Annotated in this window: 18 protein-coding genes, 1 tRNA gene, 1 pseudogene and 1 riboswitch; of the genes and pseudogenes, 6 read left to right on the top strand and 14 right to left on the bottom strand. The window is 46.7% G+C overall.

Annotated elements, in window-relative coordinates; genetic code table 11:
• Positions 1-101: 101 nt before the first annotated feature.
• On the bottom strand, positions 102-524 hold the full coding sequence (locus HMPREF2608_RS03260) for a DciA family protein (protein WP_070825963.1): 423 nt from the start codon (positions 522-524) through the stop codon (positions 102-104).
• Positions 525-677: 153 nt separating this feature from the next.
• Here HMPREF2608_RS03260 and secA point away from each other — a divergent pair, with 153 nt between their 5' ends.
• The 3 genes from secA to HMPREF2608_RS03245 all read left to right on the top strand — a co-directional run bounded on the left by secA (position 678) and on the right by HMPREF2608_RS03245 (position 5,219).
• Positions 678-3,431, top strand: coding sequence for a preprotein translocase subunit SecA (gene secA / locus HMPREF2608_RS03255; protein ID WP_070825962.1), 2,754 nt, complete (start codon positions 678-680; stop codon positions 3,429-3,431).
• 132 nt (positions 3,432-3,563) lie between these two features.
• Positions 3,564-4,664 carry a chorismate synthase gene (aroC, locus tag HMPREF2608_RS03250; protein ID WP_070825961.1) on the top strand — a complete coding sequence of 367 codons (1,101 nt, stop codon included), beginning with the start codon at positions 3,564-3,566 and terminating at the stop codon, positions 4,662-4,664.
• Positions 4,665-4,781: 117 nt separating this feature from the next.
• Positions 4,782-5,219 carry a ProQ/FINO family protein gene (locus HMPREF2608_RS03245; protein ID WP_070825960.1) on the top strand — a complete coding sequence of 146 codons (438 nt, stop codon included), beginning with the start codon at positions 4,782-4,784 and terminating at the stop codon, positions 5,217-5,219.
• A 226-nt stretch (positions 5,220-5,445) separates the two neighbouring features.
• On the opposite strand, the gene HMPREF2608_RS03240 is transcribed toward HMPREF2608_RS03245, so the two are convergent.
• On the bottom strand, positions 5,446-7,020 hold the full coding sequence (locus tag HMPREF2608_RS03240; protein ID WP_039862088.1) for an inorganic phosphate transporter: 1,575 nt from the start codon (positions 7,018-7,020) through the stop codon (positions 5,446-5,448).
• 153 nt (positions 7,021-7,173) lie between these two features.
• Here HMPREF2608_RS03240 and HMPREF2608_RS03235 point away from each other — a divergent pair, with 153 nt between their 5' ends.
• Positions 7,174-8,277, top strand: a complete 1,104-nt coding sequence (locus HMPREF2608_RS03235) for an anhydro-N-acetylmuramic acid kinase (RefSeq protein WP_004519614.1) — start codon at positions 7,174-7,176, stop codon at positions 8,275-8,277.
• A 63-nt stretch (positions 8,278-8,340) separates the two neighbouring features.
• On the opposite strand, the gene HMPREF2608_RS03230 is transcribed toward HMPREF2608_RS03235, so the two are convergent.
• From HMPREF2608_RS03230 to rlmD, 9 genes and pseudogenes are all read right to left on the bottom strand, one after another.
• Complete coding sequence (locus HMPREF2608_RS03230) at positions 8,341-9,900, bottom strand: TerC family protein (protein ID WP_070825959.1); 1,560 nt, start codon at positions 9,898-9,900, stop codon at positions 8,341-8,343.
• 260 nt (positions 9,901-10,160) lie between these two features.
• Positions 10,161-10,951, bottom strand: a pseudogene (locus tag HMPREF2608_RS03225) (fimb protein).
• A 185-nt stretch (positions 10,952-11,136) separates the two neighbouring features.
• A tRNA-Asn gene (locus HMPREF2608_RS03220) sits at positions 11,137-11,212 on the bottom strand.
• A gap of 98 nt (positions 11,213-11,310) precedes the next feature.
• Positions 11,311-11,670: a roadblock/LC7 domain-containing protein gene (locus tag HMPREF2608_RS03215; RefSeq protein WP_070825958.1), complete on the bottom strand. Its 360-nt coding sequence runs from the start codon at positions 11,668-11,670 to the stop codon at positions 11,311-11,313.
• Between the two features lie 39 nt (positions 11,671-11,709).
• Positions 11,710-12,351, bottom strand: coding sequence for a peptidase M23 (locus tag HMPREF2608_RS03210; protein ID WP_070584884.1), 642 nt, complete (start codon positions 12,349-12,351; stop codon positions 11,710-11,712).
• Between the two features lies 1 nt (position 12,352).
• The gene (locus HMPREF2608_RS03205; protein WP_003748733.1) at positions 12,353-12,889 is read right to left on the bottom strand and encodes a GTP-binding protein; all 537 of its coding nucleotides are present in this window, start codon (positions 12,887-12,889) and stop codon (positions 12,353-12,355) included.
• Positions 12,890-12,899: 10 nt separating this feature from the next.
• Positions 12,900-14,003, bottom strand: a complete 1,104-nt coding sequence (locus tag HMPREF2608_RS03200) for a response regulator (RefSeq protein WP_070460113.1) — start codon at positions 14,001-14,003, stop codon at positions 12,900-12,902.
• 23 nt (positions 14,004-14,026) lie between these two features.
• Positions 14,027-15,502, bottom strand: coding sequence for a 23S rRNA methyltransferase (locus HMPREF2608_RS03195; protein ID WP_070825957.1), 1,476 nt, complete (start codon positions 15,500-15,502; stop codon positions 14,027-14,029).
• Between the two features lie 124 nt (positions 15,503-15,626).
• Entirely contained in the window at positions 15,627-16,952 is a 1,326-nt protein-coding gene (rlmD, locus tag HMPREF2608_RS03190; protein WP_070825956.1) for a 23S rRNA (uracil(1939)-C(5))-methyltransferase RlmD, read from the bottom strand.
• A gap of 139 nt (positions 16,953-17,091) precedes the next feature.
• Between rlmD and HMPREF2608_RS03185 the strand changes: the two genes are divergently transcribed.
• Complete coding sequence (locus HMPREF2608_RS03185; protein ID WP_070825955.1) at positions 17,092-18,153, top strand: L,D-transpeptidase; 1,062 nt, start codon at positions 17,092-17,094, stop codon at positions 18,151-18,153.
• Positions 18,154-18,248: 95 nt separating this feature from the next.
• Here the strand turns inward: HMPREF2608_RS03185 and queC are convergent, their stop codons facing one another.
• Complete coding sequence (gene queC / locus HMPREF2608_RS03180) at positions 18,249-18,908, bottom strand: 7-cyano-7-deazaguanine synthase QueC (protein ID WP_070825954.1); 660 nt, start codon at positions 18,906-18,908, stop codon at positions 18,249-18,251.
• A 3-nt stretch (positions 18,909-18,911) separates the two neighbouring features.
• Positions 18,912-18,957: riboswitch (PreQ1 riboswitch) on the bottom strand.
• A 71-nt stretch (positions 18,958-19,028) separates the two neighbouring features.
• Here queC and HMPREF2608_RS03175 point away from each other — a divergent pair.
• The gene (locus HMPREF2608_RS03175; RefSeq protein WP_070712245.1) at positions 19,029-19,628 is read left to right on the top strand and encodes a CDP-alcohol phosphatidyltransferase family protein; all 600 of its coding nucleotides are present in this window, start codon (positions 19,029-19,031) and stop codon (positions 19,626-19,628) included.
• Positions 19,629-19,768: 140 nt separating this feature from the next.
• Here the strand turns inward: HMPREF2608_RS03175 and HMPREF2608_RS03170 are convergent, their stop codons facing one another.
• Positions 19,769-21,631: a Pycsar system effector family protein gene (locus tag HMPREF2608_RS03170; RefSeq protein ID WP_070825953.1), complete on the bottom strand. Its 1,863-nt coding sequence runs from the start codon at positions 21,629-21,631 to the stop codon at positions 19,769-19,771.
• A 165-nt stretch (positions 21,632-21,796) separates the two neighbouring features.
• Entirely contained in the window at positions 21,797-22,081 is a 285-nt protein-coding gene (locus HMPREF2608_RS03165; protein WP_070825952.1) for a PepSY domain-containing protein, read from the bottom strand.
• Positions 22,082-22,105 lie beyond the last annotated feature (24 nt).

Raw genomic sequence — 22,105 nt, 5'->3', positions numbered from 1 at the left:
AAACAGTTACTGTTTAGGTCGTATTTCTTTAGTATTAGATGCTATCAGTCAAATGAAATAAATTTTAACATTTATTAACCATAATCTCATTCGGCATGATTTTAGCGGCTGTGCTTGCGCACCAATTCTGCCAATGCCGCCGCCAATTCGGGATGTTTGCCTTCCAATTTGGCTGCCGCCTCATCGAAGCTGTCTAAAGCTGCCTCGCTCAATCTCAAACTATTGGTTTTCGGCTGAGCCGGAGGCTTGGGAACTACCCTGACCACCACTTCCCTGACGCCTGTATGCAATGTTTGCAACTTGGGCAACATGGCAGGCAGGATCATTTTCAAACGCGAAGCAGCCATATTATTGGCGGCAAGCAAGACCAATCTTCCGTCTTCTACGCAGGCCGTCTGAAAATGCGGATGCAGGTTGGCCGGCAAAACCGTTTTGATTTTTGCATCCAATTTCCGCCATTGTTGCGATTGTTGCAACAAGCCCGCCAATAAATGATCGCGCTTCCCTAATTGTGCTAAATCCATAGTTTCAGACGGCCTTTCAGTAAATTAACCAAACAATTACAATTGAAATACAGCAAAACTGCCTTTATTTCAAACAGCATTACCGCGTTATACAAGCGCTTGTGTTAAAATCCCAATTTCGCCCACTATTATATCAAGGCGCAGGAATTATTCATGCTGACAAACATTGCTAAGAAAATCTTCGGCAGCCGCAACGACCGCCTGCTGAAACAATATCGTAAATCCGTTGCTAAAATCAATGCACTCGAAGAACAGATGAAAGCGTTGAGCGACGCAGATTTACAGGCCAAAACCGCCGAATTCAAACAACGCCTCGCTGACGGACAAACGCTAGATGATATTTTGGTTGAAGCCTTTGCCGTCTGCCGCGAGGCATCCCGCCGCGTATTGGGCATGCGCCACTTCGATGTACAGCTGATCGGCGGTATGGTCCTGCACAACGGCAAAATCGCCGAAATGCGTACCGGTGAAGGTAAAACTCTGGTAGCCACCCTTGCCGTTTACCTGAATGCATTGTCAGGAAAAGGTGTACACGTCGTTACCGTCAACGACTACCTCGCCTCCCGTGACGCAGGCATTATGGAGCCGTTGTACAATTTCTTAGGCTTGAGCGTCGGCGTGATCGTAGCCGATTTGCAACCTTTCGAACGCCAAACCGCTTACGGCGCCGACATTACTTACGGTACCAACAACGAATTCGGCTTCGACTACCTGCGCGACAATATGGTTACCGACCAATACGACAAAGTTCAGCGCGAATTGAACTTTGCCGTTGTCGACGAAGTGGACTCCATTCTGATCGACGAAGCGCGTACGCCGCTGATTATTTCCGGCCAGGCAGATGACAACATCCAGCTCTACCGCGTGATGGATGCCGTTCCGGCCCACCTTATCCGCCAAGAAACCGAAGAAGGCGAAGGCGATTACTGGGTGGATGAAAAAGCACACCAAGTTATTCTGAGCGAAGCCGGTCACGAACACGCCGAGCAAATCCTGACCCAAATGGGCTTATTACAGGAAAACGACTCGCTCTACTCTGCCGCCAATATTTCCCTGATGCACCACCTCATGGCTGCATTGCGCGCGCACACCCTGTTCCACAAAGACCAACACTACGTTATCCAAGACGGCGAAATCGTGATTGTGGACGAATTCACAGGCCGTCTGATGGCCGGTCGCCGCTGGTCCGAAGGCTTGCACCAAGCCGTTGAAGCCAAAGAAGGCGTAGAAATCAAACGCGAAAACCAAACGCTTGCATCTATTACCTTCCAAAACTACTTCCGCCTGTACAGCAAACTGTCTGGCATGACCGGTACGGCCGACACCGAAGCCTTCGAGTTCCAAAGCATTTACAACCTCGAAACCGTCATCATCCCGACCAACCGTCCTGTACAACGTAAAGACTTCAACGACCAAATCTTCCGCTCAGCCGAAGAAAAATTTGAAGCCGTCGTCAAAGACATCGCCGAATGCCACAAAAACGGCCAACCGGTTTTGGTCGGTACAACCAGCATCGAAAACTCCGAACTGGTTTCTGACTTGTTACACAAAGCCGGTCTGCCGCATAACGTTCTGAACGCCAAAGAACACGAGCGCGAGGCATTGATTGTAGCTCAAGCCGGTAAAGTCGGCGCAATTACCGTTGCCACCAACATGGCAGGCCGCGGTACCGATATTGTCTTGGGTGGCAACCTCAAACATCAAATCGAAGCCATCCACGCCGATGAAACCCTGAGCGAACAGCAAAAACAAGCGCAAATTTCCGCCCTTGAAAGCGGTTGGCAAGCTGAACACGACCAAGTTGTGGCCGCAGGCGGTTTGCACATTATCGGTACAGAACGCCATGAAAGCCGCCGTATCGACAACCAGTTGCGCGGTCGTGCCGGTCGTCAGGGTGACCCCGGCTCCAGCCGTTTCTATCTGTCGTTTGAAGACCCATTATTGCGCCTCTTCGCACTCGACCGTGCCGCCGCTATCCTCAACCGCCTGGCACCTGAGCGCGGCGTTGCCATCGAACACGGTCTGCTGACCCGTCAAATCGAAGGCGCACAACGTAAAGTCGAAGGCCGCAACTTCGATATGCGTAAACAGGTTTTGGAATACGATGATGTTGCCAATGACCAACGTAAAGTAATTTACCATCAACGTAACGAAATCCTGACCAGCAAAGACGTCAGCGATTTGACCCGCGAAATCCGCGCCGACGTTATCAGTGACTTGGTTGATTACCACATCCCGCCTGACAGCATGGAAGAGCAATGGGACATTCCGGCACTGGAGCATCAACTTGCCGCCGATTTCCGCCTGCATGTCGATATTAAAGGCTGGCTGAAAGAAGACAGCACTTTGGACAACCAAGACATTAAAGAACGCCTCATCAAGCGCATCGAAGACGAGTATGCCGAAAAAGTCGAATTGGTCGGCAAACAGGCTATGTCAGACTTCGAACGTAATGTTATGCTGCAAGTTATCGACAACCAATGGCGCGAACACCTTGCCGCTATGGACTACTTGCGCCAAGGTATCCATCTGCGCAGCTATGCTCAGAAAAATCCGAAACAAGAATACAAACGCGAAGCTTTCGCTATGTTTGAAAACCTGTGGCGCGGCATCAAACAAAACATTGCCGCTTTGCTGACCGCCGTTCAAATCGAACGCAACAGCGAATACGACCACACTGCCGCACAAAGCGTCAGCGATGTTCAAACCGTCCACTCCGATGCGCCTGATATGGAAGAATTGCTCGGTCAATCGCAAACCGATTTGGTTACCGAAGCGTTCGACCCTGACGGCACAGACTTCAGCCCTGAAGCGCTTGCACAAAACGGCCTGATTGTTCACCGCAACGATCCTTGCCCTTGCGGCAGCGGCCTGAAATACAAACAGTGCCACGGTAAATTAAACTAAGCAGTCATCTCAAAAGGCCGTCTGAACAGATGTGACAACGAAATCAAAGATCCTCGTTTCCCTGTTCAGACGGCCTGAGAATTATCCAAACAAGCAAAAAATTTCCAACCCCAATTTCAAAAGAGTATCCCTATGGCAGGCAATACCTTCGGACAAATCTTTACCGTTACCACTTTCGGCGAAAGCCACGGCGCAGGCTTGGGCTGCATCATTGACGGCTGCCCGCCAGGACTAGAATTGAGCGAAGCGGATATCCAGTTTGACCTTGACCGTCGTAAACCCGGCACCAGCCGCCACGTTACCCAACGCCGCGAAGCCGACCAAGTCGAAATCCTCTCCGGCGTATTCGAAGGCAAAACCACCGGCACACCCATCGCCCTCCTAATCCGCAATACCGACCAACGCAGTAAAGACTATGGCAATATCGCCACCAGCTTCCGCCCCGGACATGCCGATTACACCTACTGGCACAAATACGGTACACGCGACTATCGCGGCGGCGGTAGAAGTTCTGCCCGCGAAACCGCTGCCCGTGTTGCAGCCGGAGCAGTCGCTAAAAAATGGCTGAAAGAAAAATTCGGCACGGAAATCACCGCCTACGTTACCCAAGTCGGCGAAAAAGAAATCCAGTTTGAAGGCTACGAACATATTTCCCAAAATCCTTTTTTTGCAGCAAACCAAAGCCAAATTGAGGACTTAGAAAACTATATGGACAGCGTGCGCAAATCATTGGATTCTGTCGGCGCAAAACTTCATATCGAAGCAACCAACGTCCCTGTCGGCTTGGGCGAACCGGTTTTTGACCGCCTCGATGCAGAAATTGCCTATGCCATGATGGGCATCAATGCCGTCAAAGGCGTGGAAATCGGCGCAGGTTTTGATAGCGTAACGCAACGCGGCAGCGAGCATGGCGACGAGCTCACGCCTCAAGGCTTCCTGTCCAACCACTCAGGCGGCATCTTGGGCGGCATCAGCACCGGACAAAACATTCATGTGAATATTGCCATCAAACCGACCAGTTCCATCGCCACACCGCGCCACAGCATTGATATAGAGGGCAACCCTGTCGAACTTGCCACACACGGCCGCCACGACCCCTGCGTCGGTTTACGCGCTGCTCCGATTGCAGAAGCCATGCTGGCATTGGTATTGATTGACCACGCCTTACGCCATCGTGCGCAAAATGCCGATGTTCAGGTTAATACACCGGACATTGCCAAATTGGAAAAATAACCGTTTATTTCTGAATATTCTCAGAAAAATTTAGCCAAATCACAGTCTTTATACTACAATAGCACCTTATTGCCGTATGACGAAAATACGGATTTATATTAGAGGAATACAACCGCAATGGCACAAGAAACCGCTTTGGGCGCTGCGCTGAAATCTGCCGTCCAAACCATGAGCAAGAAAAAACAGACAGACATGATTGCCGACCACATTTACGGCAAATATGATGTTTTCAAACGATTCAAACCGTTGGCTGTCGGTATCGACCAAGACTTGGTTGCCGCCCTGCCCCAATACGACCCTGCACTGATTGCACGCGTACTGGCCAACCACTGCCGCCGTCCGCGCTATCTGAAAGCCCTGGCTCGCGGCGGCAAACGTTTTGACTTGAACAACCGCTTCAAAGGCGAAGTCAGCGCAGAAGAACAAACCATCGCCCAACAGCACCCAGCCGTTCAACAGGCATTGGCTGCACAAGCCGAACGCCAAGCTGCTAAGGCTACTGCAGAAGCAGAAGCGGCTCCTGTACAAGCTGAGACCAACGAAGCTGCCGAATAATGTTCAGACGGCCTGATAAGGCTTGCACTAAATAAATAAAGACCCCAATTCAATACGACATCTTTAGCGTCGATGAATTGGGGGCTTTTTTACTGTCTTAACCTTATAGTGGGCTGATTAAAAATAGCTTTGCTTGTTCATAACAAACTAAAATCTACTCTTAATGAACATAAGAAAAGGCCGTCTGAAATATCTTTCAGACGGCCTTTTGAAATCAAATAGTCATTTAAAACACGGCTTGCAAAACCAAATAGCTGACAACAGACAAAACGGCAGCGGCAGGCAAGGTAATTACCCAAGCAAGGCCGATCGGTTTCATCAATTTCCAGTTAGCATTGCGGTTAACCAAGCCGATACCCAAAACTGCACCTACCAAGATATGGGTACTGGAAACAGGCAAGCCCATAAATGATGCGGCCATCACGACGGCGGCGGCAGAAAGCTCTGCTGAGAAGCCTGACGCGGGGTGCATTTCTGCTAAGCTGGTGCCTACGGTTTTAATCACTTCTTTACCGACAAACCATAAGCCGACGATCAAAGCGATACCGAAAGTCAACATGGCAATTGGCGGCACGGCGTTTTGAGAAGTAATGCTGTTGGTACGCAGCACATCCATAATCGCGGCAAACGGACCAATCGCATTGGCAATATCGTTTGCACCATGGCTGAATGCGAAACCGCAAGCAGTAAATACCTGCATCCATGAGAACATTTGGAAAGTCGATTTATCCAAATCTTTGCGTTTCAAACTTTTGGCGAATACAAACGTACCCATCCAAATAGCTGCGCCGATCATGAAAATGGTCAGGAAGCTGTTGACGTTGCTCATGCCCAAATGCAGATTTTTCAGACCTTTAAAAATCAACATGGCCGCAATCATCATGCCGCCGACAGAAGCAATAAACGGCACCCAGGAATGCAGTGCTTTGTAAGAATCTACTTCGCCCTTACGGCTGTCAAAGCGGTGCAGACCGCGATAATACTCAGACTGCAATTCTTCAGGATCAAAGTCCGGCTCATCATAAATTTGGGCATCGTGCGCCATTTTGGTGGCGTATTCGACTTTTTCAGATTCACTCAAGGCATCAAAAAACAGGCGGTGCTCTTCTTTATAGGCTTTCTTCTCCAACTTGATGCCTTTGAGCGTATTATCGGCCCAAGAGTTGTAGTCCAAAACGTTTTTCTTAATTCGTGAAAACAATAGATAGGAAACGATGCCACCTAATACCGGAGACAAAATCCAAGACAAGGCAATTTCGCCCAACTTGTCCCATTGAATCAGCGCAATGGAATCCACACCGTTCAATGCCGCCATACACAAGGCACTACCGACGATACCGCCGATAATGGCGTGTGTCGTAGAAACCGGCAGACCTTTGCGCGATGCAAAAAGCAGCCACAATGCCGCAGCCAAAAGCGCAGACATCATAATAAAAACAAACTGCATCGGATCCAGATGCATGCCATTCAAATCGACAATACCCTTACGGATGGTATCTGTTACCTCGCCGCCGGCAATCACTGCGCCGCTGACTTCAAATACTGCCGCAATCAGCAAAGCTTGCGGAATAGTCAATGTGCCGGAGCCGACACTTGTACCGAAAGAGTTAGCAATATCGTTACCACCCACATTAAACGCCATAAAGACGCCGAAAAAGGTAGCAAGGATAAACAGGCCGGAGTGGTTGTAGTGGGTATAACCCAGGCCCCAATAAATAAAATAGCCGACCATGCTCACAAGCATAGCGGCAAAAACCGTATTAATCAGCTTCAAGTTCGCACTCGACTGAGTTTGAGCCATGGAAAGTTTCCTTTTGGAAAACATGTTGAGTCACGTTATTTTAACCTCTTTGTAATCTTTCTTGCACCAACTATTTACATTAAATGCCGAAATTCCCGTAAAAACGTCAAAAGGCGTTAAAATGTCGCTTTACCTTCTCTTTCTGTAACCGAAATGCAACCCCAATACTATATCGGCATCATGTCCGGAACCAGCATGGACGGTGCCGATGCCGTACTGATTCAAATGCAGGGCAAGCAATGGCAACGAGCCGTTGCCCACAGCTTTCTACCCTATTCAGACGGCCTGCGCCAAGAATTGTTGGCACTACAAGACATAGGCGAAAATGAATTGCACAGAAGCAATATCCTGGCGCAAACACTCAGCCGCCTATACACCCAAACCGTCCAACAACTATTGGCAGAACAAAACCTGTCGGCCAAAGACATTGCCGCAATCGGCTGCCACGGACAAACCATCCGCCATGCGCCTGAATACGGTTACAGCATTCAACTGGTTAACCTCTCCCTGTTAGCTGAACTGACCGGCATTTTCACTGTCGGCGACTTTCGCAGCCGCGACCTTGCCTGCAACGGTCAAGGTGCACCCCTCGTCCCAGCCTTTCACGAAGCGCTGTTTCGAGATGCGAATGAAACCCGAGCCGTACTCAACATTGGAGGCATTTCCAATATCAGCATCCTCCCGCCCGACAGCCCTTCTTTCGGCTTCGATACCGGCCCCGGCAATATGCTGATGGATGCATGGATGCAACATATCTGGCAGCAGCCTTACGACAAAAACGGGGAAAAAGCCGCACAAGGCAAAATCCTCCCCGACCTGCTCGCTTCCCTGCTCGACCATCCTTATTTCAGCCGCCCTTATCCCAAAAGTACAGGCCGAGAGTTGTTTTCCCTAAGCTGGCTTCAAGGCCGTCTGAAAGGTAATGAAAAGCCGGAAGATGTGATACGCACATTGGTCTTTTATACCGCACAAACCATTTTTGACGCGACCAAACAAGCTGCTCCGGCGATTCATAATCTTTACATCTGCGGCGGCGGCATCCGCAATCCGGTTTTGATGCAAGACTTGGAAACCCTGTTTTCTCCCGACACCAAATTGCACAGCACAGCCAAGCTCCATCTTGACCCGCAATGGGTCGAAGCTGCCGCTTTTGCCTGGCTTGCAGCCTGTTGGTGCAATCAAGTTCCGAGCAATCCCTACCATGCAACCGGCGCACATTCACACCGAATTTTAGGCTCGGGACATTACGGCAACTAAAGTTGAATCAATAAAAAGGCCGTCTGAACATTTTCAGACGGCCTTTACTATATTAGCCTTTACTTATTCTTCTTCCGGCAAACGGTTGATTTTCACACGGGCAATACGTTGTCCGTCCTTCTCAACCACTTCAAAACGCCAACCATGGTAATCGATGAAATCGCCCACATCAGGAATACTTTGCAATTCTTCCATAATCAAGCCGGCAACGGTATGGAAGTCTGCGTCTTCTTCTTGAGCAGGCAGATTTAATTGAGAAGCCAATTCCACATACTCCAATGCACCATCCACAGACAGCGTTTCATCCTGACTGGCCGGAGCAGCTTCTTCTTCCTCACGCTCGAATTCCTCGGGGAATTCACCAGCAATAGTTTCCAACAAATCTTTCATGGTCACCATACCCAACACCGCGCCAAACTCATCCACTACCAACGCATAATCCGCGCTACTTTGACGGAACAATTCAATCGCATTCAACGCCGTCGTACTGTCCGGCAAAATCAACGGTTGGCGCAAGGCCGTCTGAATATTGATTTCTCCCGATTCAAGCAGCTGGTTCAGCAAATCTTTTTTACTGATATAGCCCAAAGGCTCATCTACACCTGCCTTACCGACAACCAACAAACGGCTATACGGCGTATTTTTCAACTGCGCATTTTGTTCTTCCCGACTTTGGGAAATATCCAATTTCTCGATTTCCCGACGTGGAATCATCACCCCCATAATCGGACGCTCCGCCAAAGTCAGCACGCTGCGAATCATGGATTTTTCGTTTTCTTCAAAATGCTCGTCATCACCGCCATTATCGCCTGCTTTTGCCAAAATGCTTTCGCGGATACCCATCATGCCCAACACATTTTCAGCGGTACGCTTACGCCAAGAAGTGCTGATATAGTCATTTTTACGGGCATTCTTTTGCGAAACCTGATTAAACAGTTCGATCAAAATCGAGAAGCCAATCGCCGCATACAAATAGCCTTTCGGAATATGGAAATGGAAGGCTTCTGCAATCAGGCTGAAACCAATCATCAACAAGAAACCCAAACACAACATCACAATGGTTGGATGCTTGTCCACAAAGGCAGTCAACGGTTTGCTGGCAGAAATCATCACCGTCATCGCCACAACAACCGCACCCATTGCCACCACAATATGATCCACCATCGCCACTGCCGTAATAACAGAATCGATAGAGAAAACTGCATCCAAAATCAAGATTTGCGCCACAACGCCCCAAAAAGCAGAATGCTTCTTCTGCCCTTCAGCAACAGCAAATTGATTGTGGCCTTCAAGTCGTTCGTGCAGCTCGGTAGTCGCTTTATAAAGCAGGAAAATACCGCCGGCAAACATAATCATGTCTTTACCGGAAATCTCCAGGCCGCCCAACTCAAACAAAGGACGCGTCAGCGTCATGATGTGCGCCATAAAGCCCAGCATGAAAATCCGAATAACAACGGCCAAACCCAAGCCCGTTATCCGCGCCCTATCACGTTGCGACGGTTTAACCTTGTTTGCCAAAATCGCTACGAAAACAAGGTTATCAATACCTAAAACAACTTCCAAAACCAGAAGCGTGGCAAAGCCTATCCAAGTATGCGGCTCTGCCAACCAACTGAAATCCATAATGACTGTGTTCCTTTAAAATACAAAAAGGCAGCCGTTCCGCTTAAAACGGACAGACTGCCAAAGTTTGGACATAAATAAAGGGAAAGAAGCGGTATAACAACTACTCTGCTCTGCGTCTTTCATGAAAAATTTATGCCTCGATCAACAACAATGGCAAACAGTTTATCAGTTTGACGAAAGAAAGGCAAAATCTGACAGCATATTTTCTTTTAAAAACAGCCTATACCATCACTTACCAGCTTTCAGAAGGCCTTTTCTTACTTGATAAAACCATCAATCGGCGCATAACCCAAGAAATCTGTCTGATCATTCAATATCACAACCCATTCTTTACTTCGTGCACTGGTAAATGGCAAGAAATACAACTCTTTCCCATCATTTCTCAGCGAAGCCTTTTCCAAAATTGAGTCCTCATTCATACCACGGGCTTTTGCCAAAACAAACAACGGTTTCATTGCCTTACGGATTTTCTCACGCTCTTGCTGCGAATCTGGCAACCACCAAGAAGGCCTCATACTCGGTTCAATGCCTTTCAAAGACAAATCTAGGCTTTGGTTAGCTTCGTCCGGGCTCATCGCTTCACGCAACCCAACACGGCGTACGCCAAACCAAGATAAATCCTGCAAATCCTTCGGAGCATGGCTCAAATCATTTACATCAATTTCTGCAGCAGTTACCACATTCATCCTATCGGTTTCGAATGCGGCAACCACTGGACGCGCCAGAGATACGCTGTACAAACCGTAAATTAAAGCAGCCAGCTGAATTATGCCGATTAAGGAAAAATCAATAATCCTCTCTTTAAGTTTCTTGCTCGGACTGGCAAGAATCAAAGTCAGCAACGGGCCGCAAACAATATCTACTGAAATAACCAGTTTATATAAAGCCAATCCGCCTGTCAGCTCAGCATACGGATAAGGATACCAAACTCCAAATCCAACAAAGCGGCCAATCCTGCCAAAATCAAACTAATCAACAAATGCCATGCCGCATTTTTTAATGCAAACCGAAAGCGTGATGAAGAATGTAATTTATGTGAGTTTTCCATCGATGCAACCAAAATATTATTATTTTGCTAGATATTATATTTAGCTTAAAAAATGAGTACGATATTGAAATATATTGAAAAGGCCATCTGAAAACTAATGAATTGAGTACAATCATCTAATATTTTAAAAATACTAATAAATAGATAAAATAAAAACCACCATGCAATATGGTGGTTTTTAAATTTGGCTCCCCGACCTGGGCTCGAACCAGGGACCTGCGGATTAACAGTCCGTCGCTCTACCGACTGAGCTATCGGGGAATTAAAGATGGAATTATATAGAAAATATCAGAAACCTGTCAAGCAACAATCTATATAAAAACAAAAATATTTTTATATCTTTTTAATTTATAAAAATTTTATAAGATTTCAGAAATTTGTTTGGCCGCACGTTTCGCATCCAACAAAATCAAGCCCAATTTACCGCTTTCTTTTGCCATCAATGCCAATACTGCATTTTCACCTGCCTGACTCAACAGAATATAGCCATTTTTACCTTTAACCATTACCTGATCCAACTCACCGCAAGCCAGCTCATGTACGGAACGATTGCCCAATGCCAAAAGCGTTGCCGATATCGCACCTACACGGTCTGCATTCAGGTGGGAAGGCAGCATGGTTGCGATCGGCAGGCCGTCTGTAGAAATAACTGCAGAAGCAGTGATATCAGCAGAGGTATTGTTCAAATCGCTTAATACAGAGATTAATAGTTGTTGCATAGTCGCTCCATTCTAAAATAAATATCGGTCAGGCAAAAATCAACGGCTGCCGTATCGGTGGTACAGCACTTTAACCAAAGTAACAAAAGCCTCTTTATTTAAGTCAGGCATTCCGCCAATTACCAAAATCAGCTTGGTCATGCCAATATACAGAGGGAAAAAGGTCAATTCACTTTGGCCTGAAGGATCACAAATACCCCATGCGCTATTATTGATATGCAGGTTATTGCGAATCAAAAGACGGTGATTGTCTTCCATTTTGGCCACTTCACTCGCCAAAAGACCCAACTCTTCTGCAGCCTCATGATGGAAATTAGCATTGGCAAAATACAAACCATTTTCATCAGCCAATAAAGCTTTGCCAGAATTAGACAACTGTTCCAACAATGTAGGCAATTGCTCGTCAGTCAAATGGATATCGTCTGTACTGATTTCTTCATCACCATACAAAAATTCCAAGCGTTGGAGCCGATACAGCAGGTTCAAAGCAGTATTGATGTCGCTGGTATCCGCCCATGCCAAGATTTTTTCGCTGCTGATGGTTTCAGACGGCTCTGCACGCAACAGGCCATACAATAAAGTTCTGCTGGCACTGGGCGTATCATTTGAAACAGCATAATACGCACCCGCCGGTGTAATCTTAGGATATAAATTTGCTTGTAAAGAAAGTGTCGCTTCCATCTTATACCTCTAATCCGGGGTCAATTGAGAACAACATGGCAGTAACCAATTGTTTTACATCGTCTTCTCGACGCGCATCAATCTCAAAAACCGGGACATTAAAATTATTCTGTGCTAAATATTTTTGATAAACATCCACGCTTGGTAAGGATCGGATATCCATCTTTGTTACCCCTACAACCAGAGGCGCTTTTTTCAGCAACTCCCGGAATGCATCCAAGAAGAATTGCAGGTCTTTCAATGGATTGCTTCTTGTATTATCCAAAAGAAGCACCAAGCCCATACTGCCTTGGCTCAGAATTTCCCACATGAAATTAAAACGCTCCTGACCAGGCGTACCATACAGATGAACCTTGGTTTCCTCATCCAAATGAATGACACCGTAGTCCATCGCCACAGTCGTGTACCCCTTGCGGACAAGTGTCATATCGGATGCGGATGCATCGGTTTGAACTGGTGGTTCATCAGATAAAGCTGAAATTGCAGTGGTTTTACCTACGCCAACAGGACCGGTAAAGATAATTTTATTTTCTTTCATGACGTGTCCTTTACGATTTACCCAGCAACTTACGCATCAGGCGTTGCAACAGGCCGCGAGGTTGTTCTTTCGACGGACCGGCAATTTTTTGAGCCTCTTTGCTCATTGCTGTTTCAGGTACGTCTTTGCTATTCACATCAATCTGTTCATTCAACGAAGGCGTATTGTTCGCATCAGTTGCAAACTCTGTATCTGTTGCCAAAAAGCCTGTCATATATGTTGCCGATAAATAATTTAAAATATCAGGCATTTCTAAAGGCATAACTTTATAGAGGATGTTCAGATTAACAGACGTTTTTGTCAGAAATGCCGACAGACGCATAGATTCCGGAACATGTGCCAAACGGGTTAAGTTTGGCCACCGCTTGAGTGTAAAAACAGTTTGCGGCGTCATCGGATAAATCAGACGGCCTGATGCAGTCCAAATAGCCATTTGCCACAAGCATGACATAATGGTGACTTTGGCTTTTTCTTTCCATTGAGGATTATCAGGAACAGCCTTACACACGACAGCCAAGTTATCGTTCTTACACAATTTCTCCAACTCATTGGCAGTGACTGTCAACAGTACACGCTGAATACTAGGAAACACGATTAATATCGGCTTGCCTTCATGCAAGACGGCAATATCTTGGTGTCCTTGACTGGCAAATTTCAGCGCACCCAACAAGCCTTTATTTGGATTAAATCGGCGAATGGTTGCTTTTCTAGTGCCATCGGAATTTGATTGTCTTTTATTCTCTTCAGCCGCTTGTTGCTCAGACGGCTCAAAAACATTACCGCCTTGAGCCAGGCTGCGCAAAACAGGAAACAAGGTATCAAATTTGACCGGCTTAGCCAAATAAGGAGTCGTTACTGTCGGCAACTCGGAAGAAAACATAGCCACAGGTACTTCCGGATAAGTTTTCTTCGACTCTTTCCAAGCTTCTACACCTGCCGGAGTATCGGTATCAACCAATACCAAATCCGGTTTTTCATCAGAATCAGGGGAAACGATGACGTAATTCGTCGTATTGTGCATTTTAAATGCCATACGGAATACCGCCTGCTGTTGCTCACCCATCTCCTGTAACATAACCCGTATGGTTTTAATTTTTGGTAAATGATTATTCATCACTCGTACTTTCTACGATTATCTTATTTTTTTGAATATTGGTTCATTCGTTGCAAGAGACGACTCATTGCCAAGACAACCTCTTCAGGCAGGCTGACAACACGTTCACGCAACAAGCGCAGAAATTGTTCCAAACGTCCCCAATCTTCAACGCGTTCGTACAAATCAAACAAGATAATGTACAACTGCGATTCTTGAGGATACTGCAAAACAGCCTGTTCCAAAGTACCGATGGCCAAATCCAACTGACCATAGGCCAACAAAGATTCGACTTCTTTCACAGCTTCATCTGCAGGTGAAGAGCTCGCGCTGATGACTGAAGAGTCTTTTTGAACCAACTCACGATATTTGGCTTTCATCTGCAAAGAACTTGGCTGGATATAACCGCGTTTCAAGCCAATCTCTTTAATTTGCTGTTCAGACGGCCCTTTTTCCAAATCATCAAAAATTTCGTGATAACCAAGGCTATAACCCCAACCAAGCATACGTTCTTTTACTTGACGGCCATATTGACCCAAAGAGTGGTAAAGCTTCCACAGATGCTTGGCAAACTGCCCTACTTCTTCATTCTGATAATCCAGACGCAAGGCATCGATAATGAGACCAGCCGGCTTCGCAGAAGTTTGGATTGCTTTGTTGTATTGATGCAAAGCAGTCTCGTAGCTAATCTTGTCTTTCAGGATTTTTGCACTGCGTTCCGGTTTGGCAAAACCAATAACCGCACCCATCTCTTCAGGGCTGATTTCGCCAAAATCTTTCTTGCCTAATACGATAGGCGCACGTTTGCCCATACCTGGCACAAAAATGCGCTCAACCGAATCGTTCTCAAAGGCAATATGCTCGTCGGAAGCAACTTCCAAACCATTTTGTTCGCCAATTTGACGGTCCACTTCCTGCATATTCCAACCGAGATAACGCTCGGCAAAAACACGCAGACGCAGGTTAGTAGAATCCAAAGCCAGACCGGCTTTCAGATATTCAGCTACGCTATCTTCAGAAAGGGAAGTACTATGACGCTCAAGCGTATCCGCCAGCATATCGATATTGCCGACTCGCAGATTCAAACCGATTAATTCATGAACCAGCTTTTCCGGCGCACCGTCTTCCAAAGTATTGAGATAACCAGCCAAAGACTCCGCTGCTTTGCTCTCATAGCCAAACTGTTTATAAACCTGATATTCGGTCAACGGATCGACTTCTTGTGCGGAAACAGAAGTTGTTGCATCGTTTGAGCCGCTTCCACCCCATTCCCAGTCTTGATTATCCGCATTGGAAACAGTCTGGTTGACTTTCTCAATCCAGTCGTTTCCATCCTCAGAGGAGGCTGTATGAGCAGCAGATGTACGGCCGCTTTTTGATGCATGCGCGCTTTGTTTGTCTGAATTGTTACTTTGTTTATGACGAACAAAAACCAACACCAGCAAAAAAAGCACCAGCAAAAAAATAGTTAAAAGTTGATAGTTCAAGAACACCTCCCGGTCTTGTGCTGCAAACTGCATTTATTAACATCTGTTGCTTTACACGCAACTTCAACGTTATTCATTCCCCAAACGAATGATGATAACATGAATGCACTCATTTTTACATTTAAAACCCTACTTACATAAAGGACTTGATACCAATTTACAACTCAAACACACCAATGGATTCAACATGCGAGGTTTGTGCAAACATATTCATGATTCCCGCTGCCTTAAACTTATAGCCCTTATCAACCAAGACCCCGGCATCTCTTGCAAATGTTGATGGATTACACGAAACATACACTATCTTCTGAGGCAAAAACGGCTTGTGTAGCGATTTGACAACAGCATAAGCCCCGTTTCTCGGAGGATCCAGCAACATCTTGTCAAATTGCCCCCACGACTCAACAGTTTTTTCATCGGTATCGAACAAGTCTGCAACAGAAAACGTCATATTCTCGGCACAACGATTCAGGCGTGCATTTTCCCTTGCCCTATCGACCAAATAATCGGCACCTTCAATACCGACAACCGATGCACCACTTTTTGCCAGCGGCAAACTAAAATTGCCCAAACCGCAAAACAAATCGGCAATCCTCTCCCCTTTTTGAGGGTTTAAAAGCCTGACCGCCCTTGCCACCATCACTTCGTTCAATTGCGCATTAATCTGCGTAAAATCACCCGGCTTGTAAGGCATTTCCACATCAAATTGAGCAAAAGTATAGTTCAGGGCAGGCGCGTTCTCAGGGTAAAACGGCAAGGACTCGGCATGATCCTGCAGCCATATTTGCCATGCCTTTTCAGCACCCGACAATATCTTATCAAACCAATTACGCAATTCGCTTAATATTTGTCCAAACGGTTGATTTACGAAACGAATGTTGAATACGGTCACATTTTTTCCGCAATAAAACTCAACAAATTTCACTTTTACACCATCATCATGCAGCTTTTGCAGCAAATTACGGACATCAGGCAATCTATCGGACACATGTTTAGGCAAAATCTGGCAATGGCGGATATTGATAACATCATGGCTTTTTTTGGCCTGAAAACCGAGTTTCAGACGGCCTTGCTTATCCACCGAAACACTTAAACGTGCCCTATCGCGATAATACCAGGAGTAACCATATAAGGGAGGTAAAATTATTTCAGGCTTGACCTTACCTATCCGTTCCAACTGCTCTTCCAAAATCCGTTGCTTTAACGCAACTTGCGCTCCGAAAGAAACATGTTGAAGCGAACAGCCGCCACATGTATCAAAATAGCAACAGGCTGGTTCGACACGTTCGGAAGAAGCCTTCAAAACCTTTTCAACTTGAGCCTCTGCAAACTGTTTTTTCTCTTTATGTATGACAAACGTTACACGCTCCCCAGGCAGTGCACCGCCAATAAATACGGTCTTCCCACCAACTCTGGCAACACCCCTGCCCTCATAATCCAAAGAAAAAACTTCCGTCTCTTGATACCGTTCTTTCACACTCATACCGTTTCCGTCAGACAGCCGCTTACCGGCCGTCTGACTGTCTTCCAATACCGAAAGCGCATATTTTCTCACAAAAACACAGAGTTTCAGGTATCATGCGCCAAAAACTTTCATTTCAAACCCTACAAAAAAAGACGACATGAAAAAAATACTGTTCGGCCTGACCGCCGCCCTTTTAACTTCAGCCGCTGCTGCAAACACACTTATTCCAGACGTCTCCCCCGCCTCTTCCGGACAACACGTCGTTATCAATATTACGCAACAGCGTTTGTTCCTCTACGACAACGGTAAACTGAGCAAAATTTATCCTGTTGCCGTCGGCAAAGCCATGACCCAAACCAATCTGGGCGAACATAAAATAGGCGCAAAAGCCTACAACCCGGTTTGGCATATCCCTAAATCCATCCAAAAAGAACGCAATGACGGAGTTAAAAGCGTACCGGCCGGCCCGAATAACCCGCTGGGCCCGGTATTTGTCCGTCTTGGCGACCCTAAATTAAGCCTTGGCATTCACGGCACCAATGCCCCTGCCAGCGTACCCGGCGTCCGCAGCCATGGTTGCGTGCGCATGAAATCGCCTGACGCATTGGAATTCGCTAAAACCATCGCAACAGGTTCTCCTGCCTCCGTTATCTATCAAATGGCAAGTCTGAACGAAGATGCCAACCAAAACTTGTGGCTAGCTGCCTATCGCGACCCATACGACAAGAAAAACCTTGATGCGGCTGCCCTGAAAAAAAGCATTGCCGCTTGGGCAAAAGCACACGGCAAAACCATTCCTGCCGCGCGTGTGGATGCAATCCTGAAAGGACGCACCGGCGCGGCAAACTGTCTGACCTGCGCCAAAGGCGTGAAACTCAAATCGCCTTTGAAATCTTTGGCATGGACCAGCGGCACGGATGCTTACAGCAAACCTAAAGTCATACCGAAACCGGCTCCGGCTAAAGATGTGGTATTGCCTCAAGGAACTGAAATCGAAGTCGATGCTACCGACGATACCAACAAGGCAGCATCCGAACCGAAACAAAGCGTTCGTCCGACTCCGGTGCAACCGGCAAAACCGGCTGCCAAACCGGCAACCACTCCGGCCAATGCTCCTGCTTCTGCACCTAACGCCGCTTCCGAACCAGCTACTGCCCCAGCCTCTGCTCCTGTGAAAGATGCTCCGGCAAGCAGCGAACCGGCAGATTTACTGTTCTAAGCAGAACAAAATACATAGCCAAAGGCCGTCTGAAATGAATTTTTCAGACGGCCTTTTCGTACAACTGGATATTGGAAATATATACCCCTCTTAATTCAGACGGCCTTTTTACTTTCCAAATATTCTGACAAACCGCGCTCGCGCAAAATACAGCTCGGACATTCATGACAACCACCGACCACGCCGTTATAACAGGTATGCGTGCGCTCGCGAATGTAATCCAACACACCCATTTCATCTGCCAGCGCCCATGTTTGCGCTTTGGTCAAGTACATCAAGGGCGTGTGAATTTGAAAAGCGTAATCCATGGCCAAGTTCAACGTAACATTCATCGACTTGACGAACACATCGCGGCAGTCGGGATAACCAGAAAAATCGGTTTCACACACGCCGGCAATGATATGGCGTATCCCCTGTCCTTTGGCGTAAATAGCGGCATAAAGCAAAAATAAAGCATTGCGTCCATCTACAAATGTATTGGGCAGGCCGTCTGAAGCTGTTTCAATGGACGCCGTATCATCCATCAAGGCATTGTGTGTAATCTGTTGCATCAGGCTCAAATCGAGTACCGTCTGCTTTACACCCAAATCTTGGGCAATCCAACGCGCTCGCTCCAATTCGATGGCGTGGCGTTGCCCATATTGAAAAGTGATGGCCTGCACATTTTCACGGCCATATGTTTGAATTGCCTGAATCAGGCAGGTTGTTGAATCTTGCCCGCCCGAAAAAATAACGAGGGATTGCTGTTTTTCCATTGTAAATTCCTAGTTTTGTTAACGCGGGAGGTTTGCGAACCGCGTGATTTGAAGATTGACGGATTATAACGGATTTCGTCTATAATCACGGCACTTCATTTTCTTTTATATAGCATAATTATGAGCATCTACGCCCTGAAACCAAAATTTCAAAACCTGTTGCGCCCCATTGTTAAGCGACTGTATCAAAAAGGTATTACTGCTAATCAGGTCACTCTGTTTGCCTGCGCTGTTTCCATTTTGATCGGTTTACTTTTAGCATTGTTTGCAGGTGTATCCACATTATTCTGGCTTTTGCCGATCTGGTTGTTTGTCCGCATGGCGCTGAATGCAATGGACGGTATGTTGGCACGGGAGTTCGGCCAGCAATCGGCATTAGGCGGTTATTTGAATGAAATCACCGATATTGCCGCCGATGCTGCTTTGTATCTGCCTTTTGCCTTCATCGCGCCCTTCGGCGGCGTGCAAATCGCCCTGTTTATTTGGCTGGCGGCAATGACCGAGTTTTGTGGCGTTTTGGGACAAGTTCATGGCAACGGCCGTCGTTATGACGGGCCATTCGGCAAAAGCGACCGCGCATTCTTTATCGGCGCATTGGCAGTATGGTATGCAATCGCCGGCAGCTTCCATTCGACTTTCTATATCCTTATGTGGCTGGCCTGCGCGGCATTGGTTTATACCTGCTACAAACGCGTCATCAATGGCTTGAAGGCCGTCTGAAACTTGTCCACGTTCTTGGGTTAATCATCGTTGATTAGCGTATTTAAACCCATCAACCTGTTTTACTGAAAACAAAAAAGGCCGTCTGAAACCATAAACTATCGGTTTCAGACGGCCTTTTATCCATCAGCCGAGATAACTTACTGTTTACCCAACTGACTGTAATCTACCAACATATACTTGGCAGTAATTTTCTGCGAAGCATTACCTTCGTCACCCATCAAAATCATCTGCGGCTTGCCGTTAATGGTAATCGAATCAACAGCTTCAACGTTGGTGATGTGTTGCAGATTAGGCAGAGAGATTTTTTGCGGTTCATCGGTCGGATTACCGCTCCAAGTCCACAGTTGTGAGAATTTCTGTCCATTCTCATCCTTCACTTCATTGGCGATAACGTAGGTTTTCAACACAGGATCATAGTTGAGGGAACGGATACCGCCGCCATCAATATCAATCACGGCCACTTCATCAAACTCAGGCTTGGCATTGCGCTCGAACACATCTTTCGGATTGCTGATAAACGCAACTAAAGCCATATTGTTGAACTCAGGATCACGGAAGCCCAAAACGAGACGTTTTTTCACCGGATCAAACGCCATGCCCTCAATATTGATTTCGTCAAAGGAAACTTCTGCCTTGGTTCGCTCGCGAATCAAATCATGCAGCTTGTGATCAGTTTCCAAAACCTGCGTCAGATTATCGTAGCTGGTCAGCCCCAACACGTTGCCGTCTTGGATTTTAAAGCGCATCAAGTGTTCGCGGTCAGGCGAGCGGTTGCCTTTACGGGTGCGCGAGTGTGAAGTCATCGCGTAGATAAAGCCTTCATCGTCACGCGCCAAAGCCTCCAAGTCGCTGAGACGGCGTTTGAAACCGGTAATCACGCGCGTATCCAATGCCTCGTCTTCCACAAACCTGCCGGTTTTATCAATACTGATGATACTGAACGCATGGTTGGGTTCGTCTTCCGCAATCAGCAACTTGCCGTCCGGAAGCTGTTGTACGGCGGAAGGCTCGTACACACCGTTAAACATATTGATTCCCATCGAACGCAACTCTGCCGCATTGTTGGCCGGCGGTATCAGCAATGACGGCAATGTTTTCACACCGATAAACGCCACCAGTGAAGCCAGCAAGCCCCAGCGAAATACCGCGTAAGACAAATTGATGTATTTGAACTGTTTATCCGCCAACAAACCGAGCCAATAAAGATGGTCGCTCATCTTTTCATAGATTTGTTTACGATCGCCCATAATCTCCTGCATCATTTCCCAATATTGATCTTTTTGCAGTTTCACACGGTCTTCATAAATCAAAATATTGGGTTGGCTGCCGCCAAAAAAGCGCGTTTCGGTACTACTGAGGCGGGTTTTCAAATCCCGCAGCTTAGAACGACCACGGACAAAATCCTTAAACCATGTACGCGCCGCTTGCATTTTACCGATACGTTCCGGCGAAGCGGACAGAAGCGCAAACACGATGGACGCGGCGGCGGTAATCATAAACGTACTGGCCGGAATCAAAAATTCGGGCGACGATGAAAAAATAAACGCGCCCGAAATCATCAGCGCAGAAACAATAAAACCATTCAGCGAAATCATAATATTCGCTTTGGTTGCCGCCAGCGCCAACAATTCCATCTCTGAACGTACGGCGTTGCGGAACATGGTTTCCACGCCCTTATTCGTACCCAACAGATCAGACGCATTCAAATCCTCGGCTTTATTTTTTTTCTTTTTCGCCTTGTCTTTTTTGCGTTTGGGCTTCTTCTCGTTTTTTTCAGACGGCATCTCAGGATGTTCAACCACTTCCTGACCTTCTACCGTTTCCTGAATTTCTACCGCGTCAGCCACAACCTCAACTTCGTTTTCAACAACACCGTTTTGATTACGATCCCAAAAATCAACATCCTGTTGGGATTCAGCAACAGCGCCGTCGTTTAAAGGTTTTTCTTGGTCACCCATCTGCTTCGGCCGACCATCTTCCTTCCAATCATTCAAACTCATATCATGACTCCCAACATCAAACACTTTGAATTAAATGGAAAATAAAAAGCATATTTAGTTCATTTATTTCAGGTAATTTACATGCTGTTTACATTCTTTAAATGCCTAAATAGCAAACTGTCGCAGGACCAAAAGCCCTGCGACAATCCACTTTATATCGAAATATTAATAATCGATGCGTTCTTTAATAATTTTCAAATCAGGGTAAGACAAAACAATGTCGTACTCACGGCCATCTTTAAAAGCCTCGATATCCAACACAGGCTGGCCCCGACGGCTATCGGCGTCAACATCGTGAACTTGATAGCCGCGTTGTTCCAACATTTTTACGGCTTTAGCACGATTTTGCTCGAAGTTTTTGTCGCTGTAGATTTTGTGTTCGATATAATCACTGGCACCGGCAGTAGCGGCAGACAAAGCAACGATAGCGGTCAATAAGAATTTTTTCATGTTTGATTTCCTTTTCAAATGTGT

Origin of the sequence: Neisseria sp. HMSC064D07 (genome assembly GCF_001837185.1) — a bacterium.
GTDB classification, from domain to species: Bacteria; Pseudomonadota; Gammaproteobacteria; order Burkholderiales; family Neisseriaceae; genus Neisseria; species Neisseria flavescens_C.
This window is presented reverse-complemented; position numbering and strand designations above follow the sequence as displayed.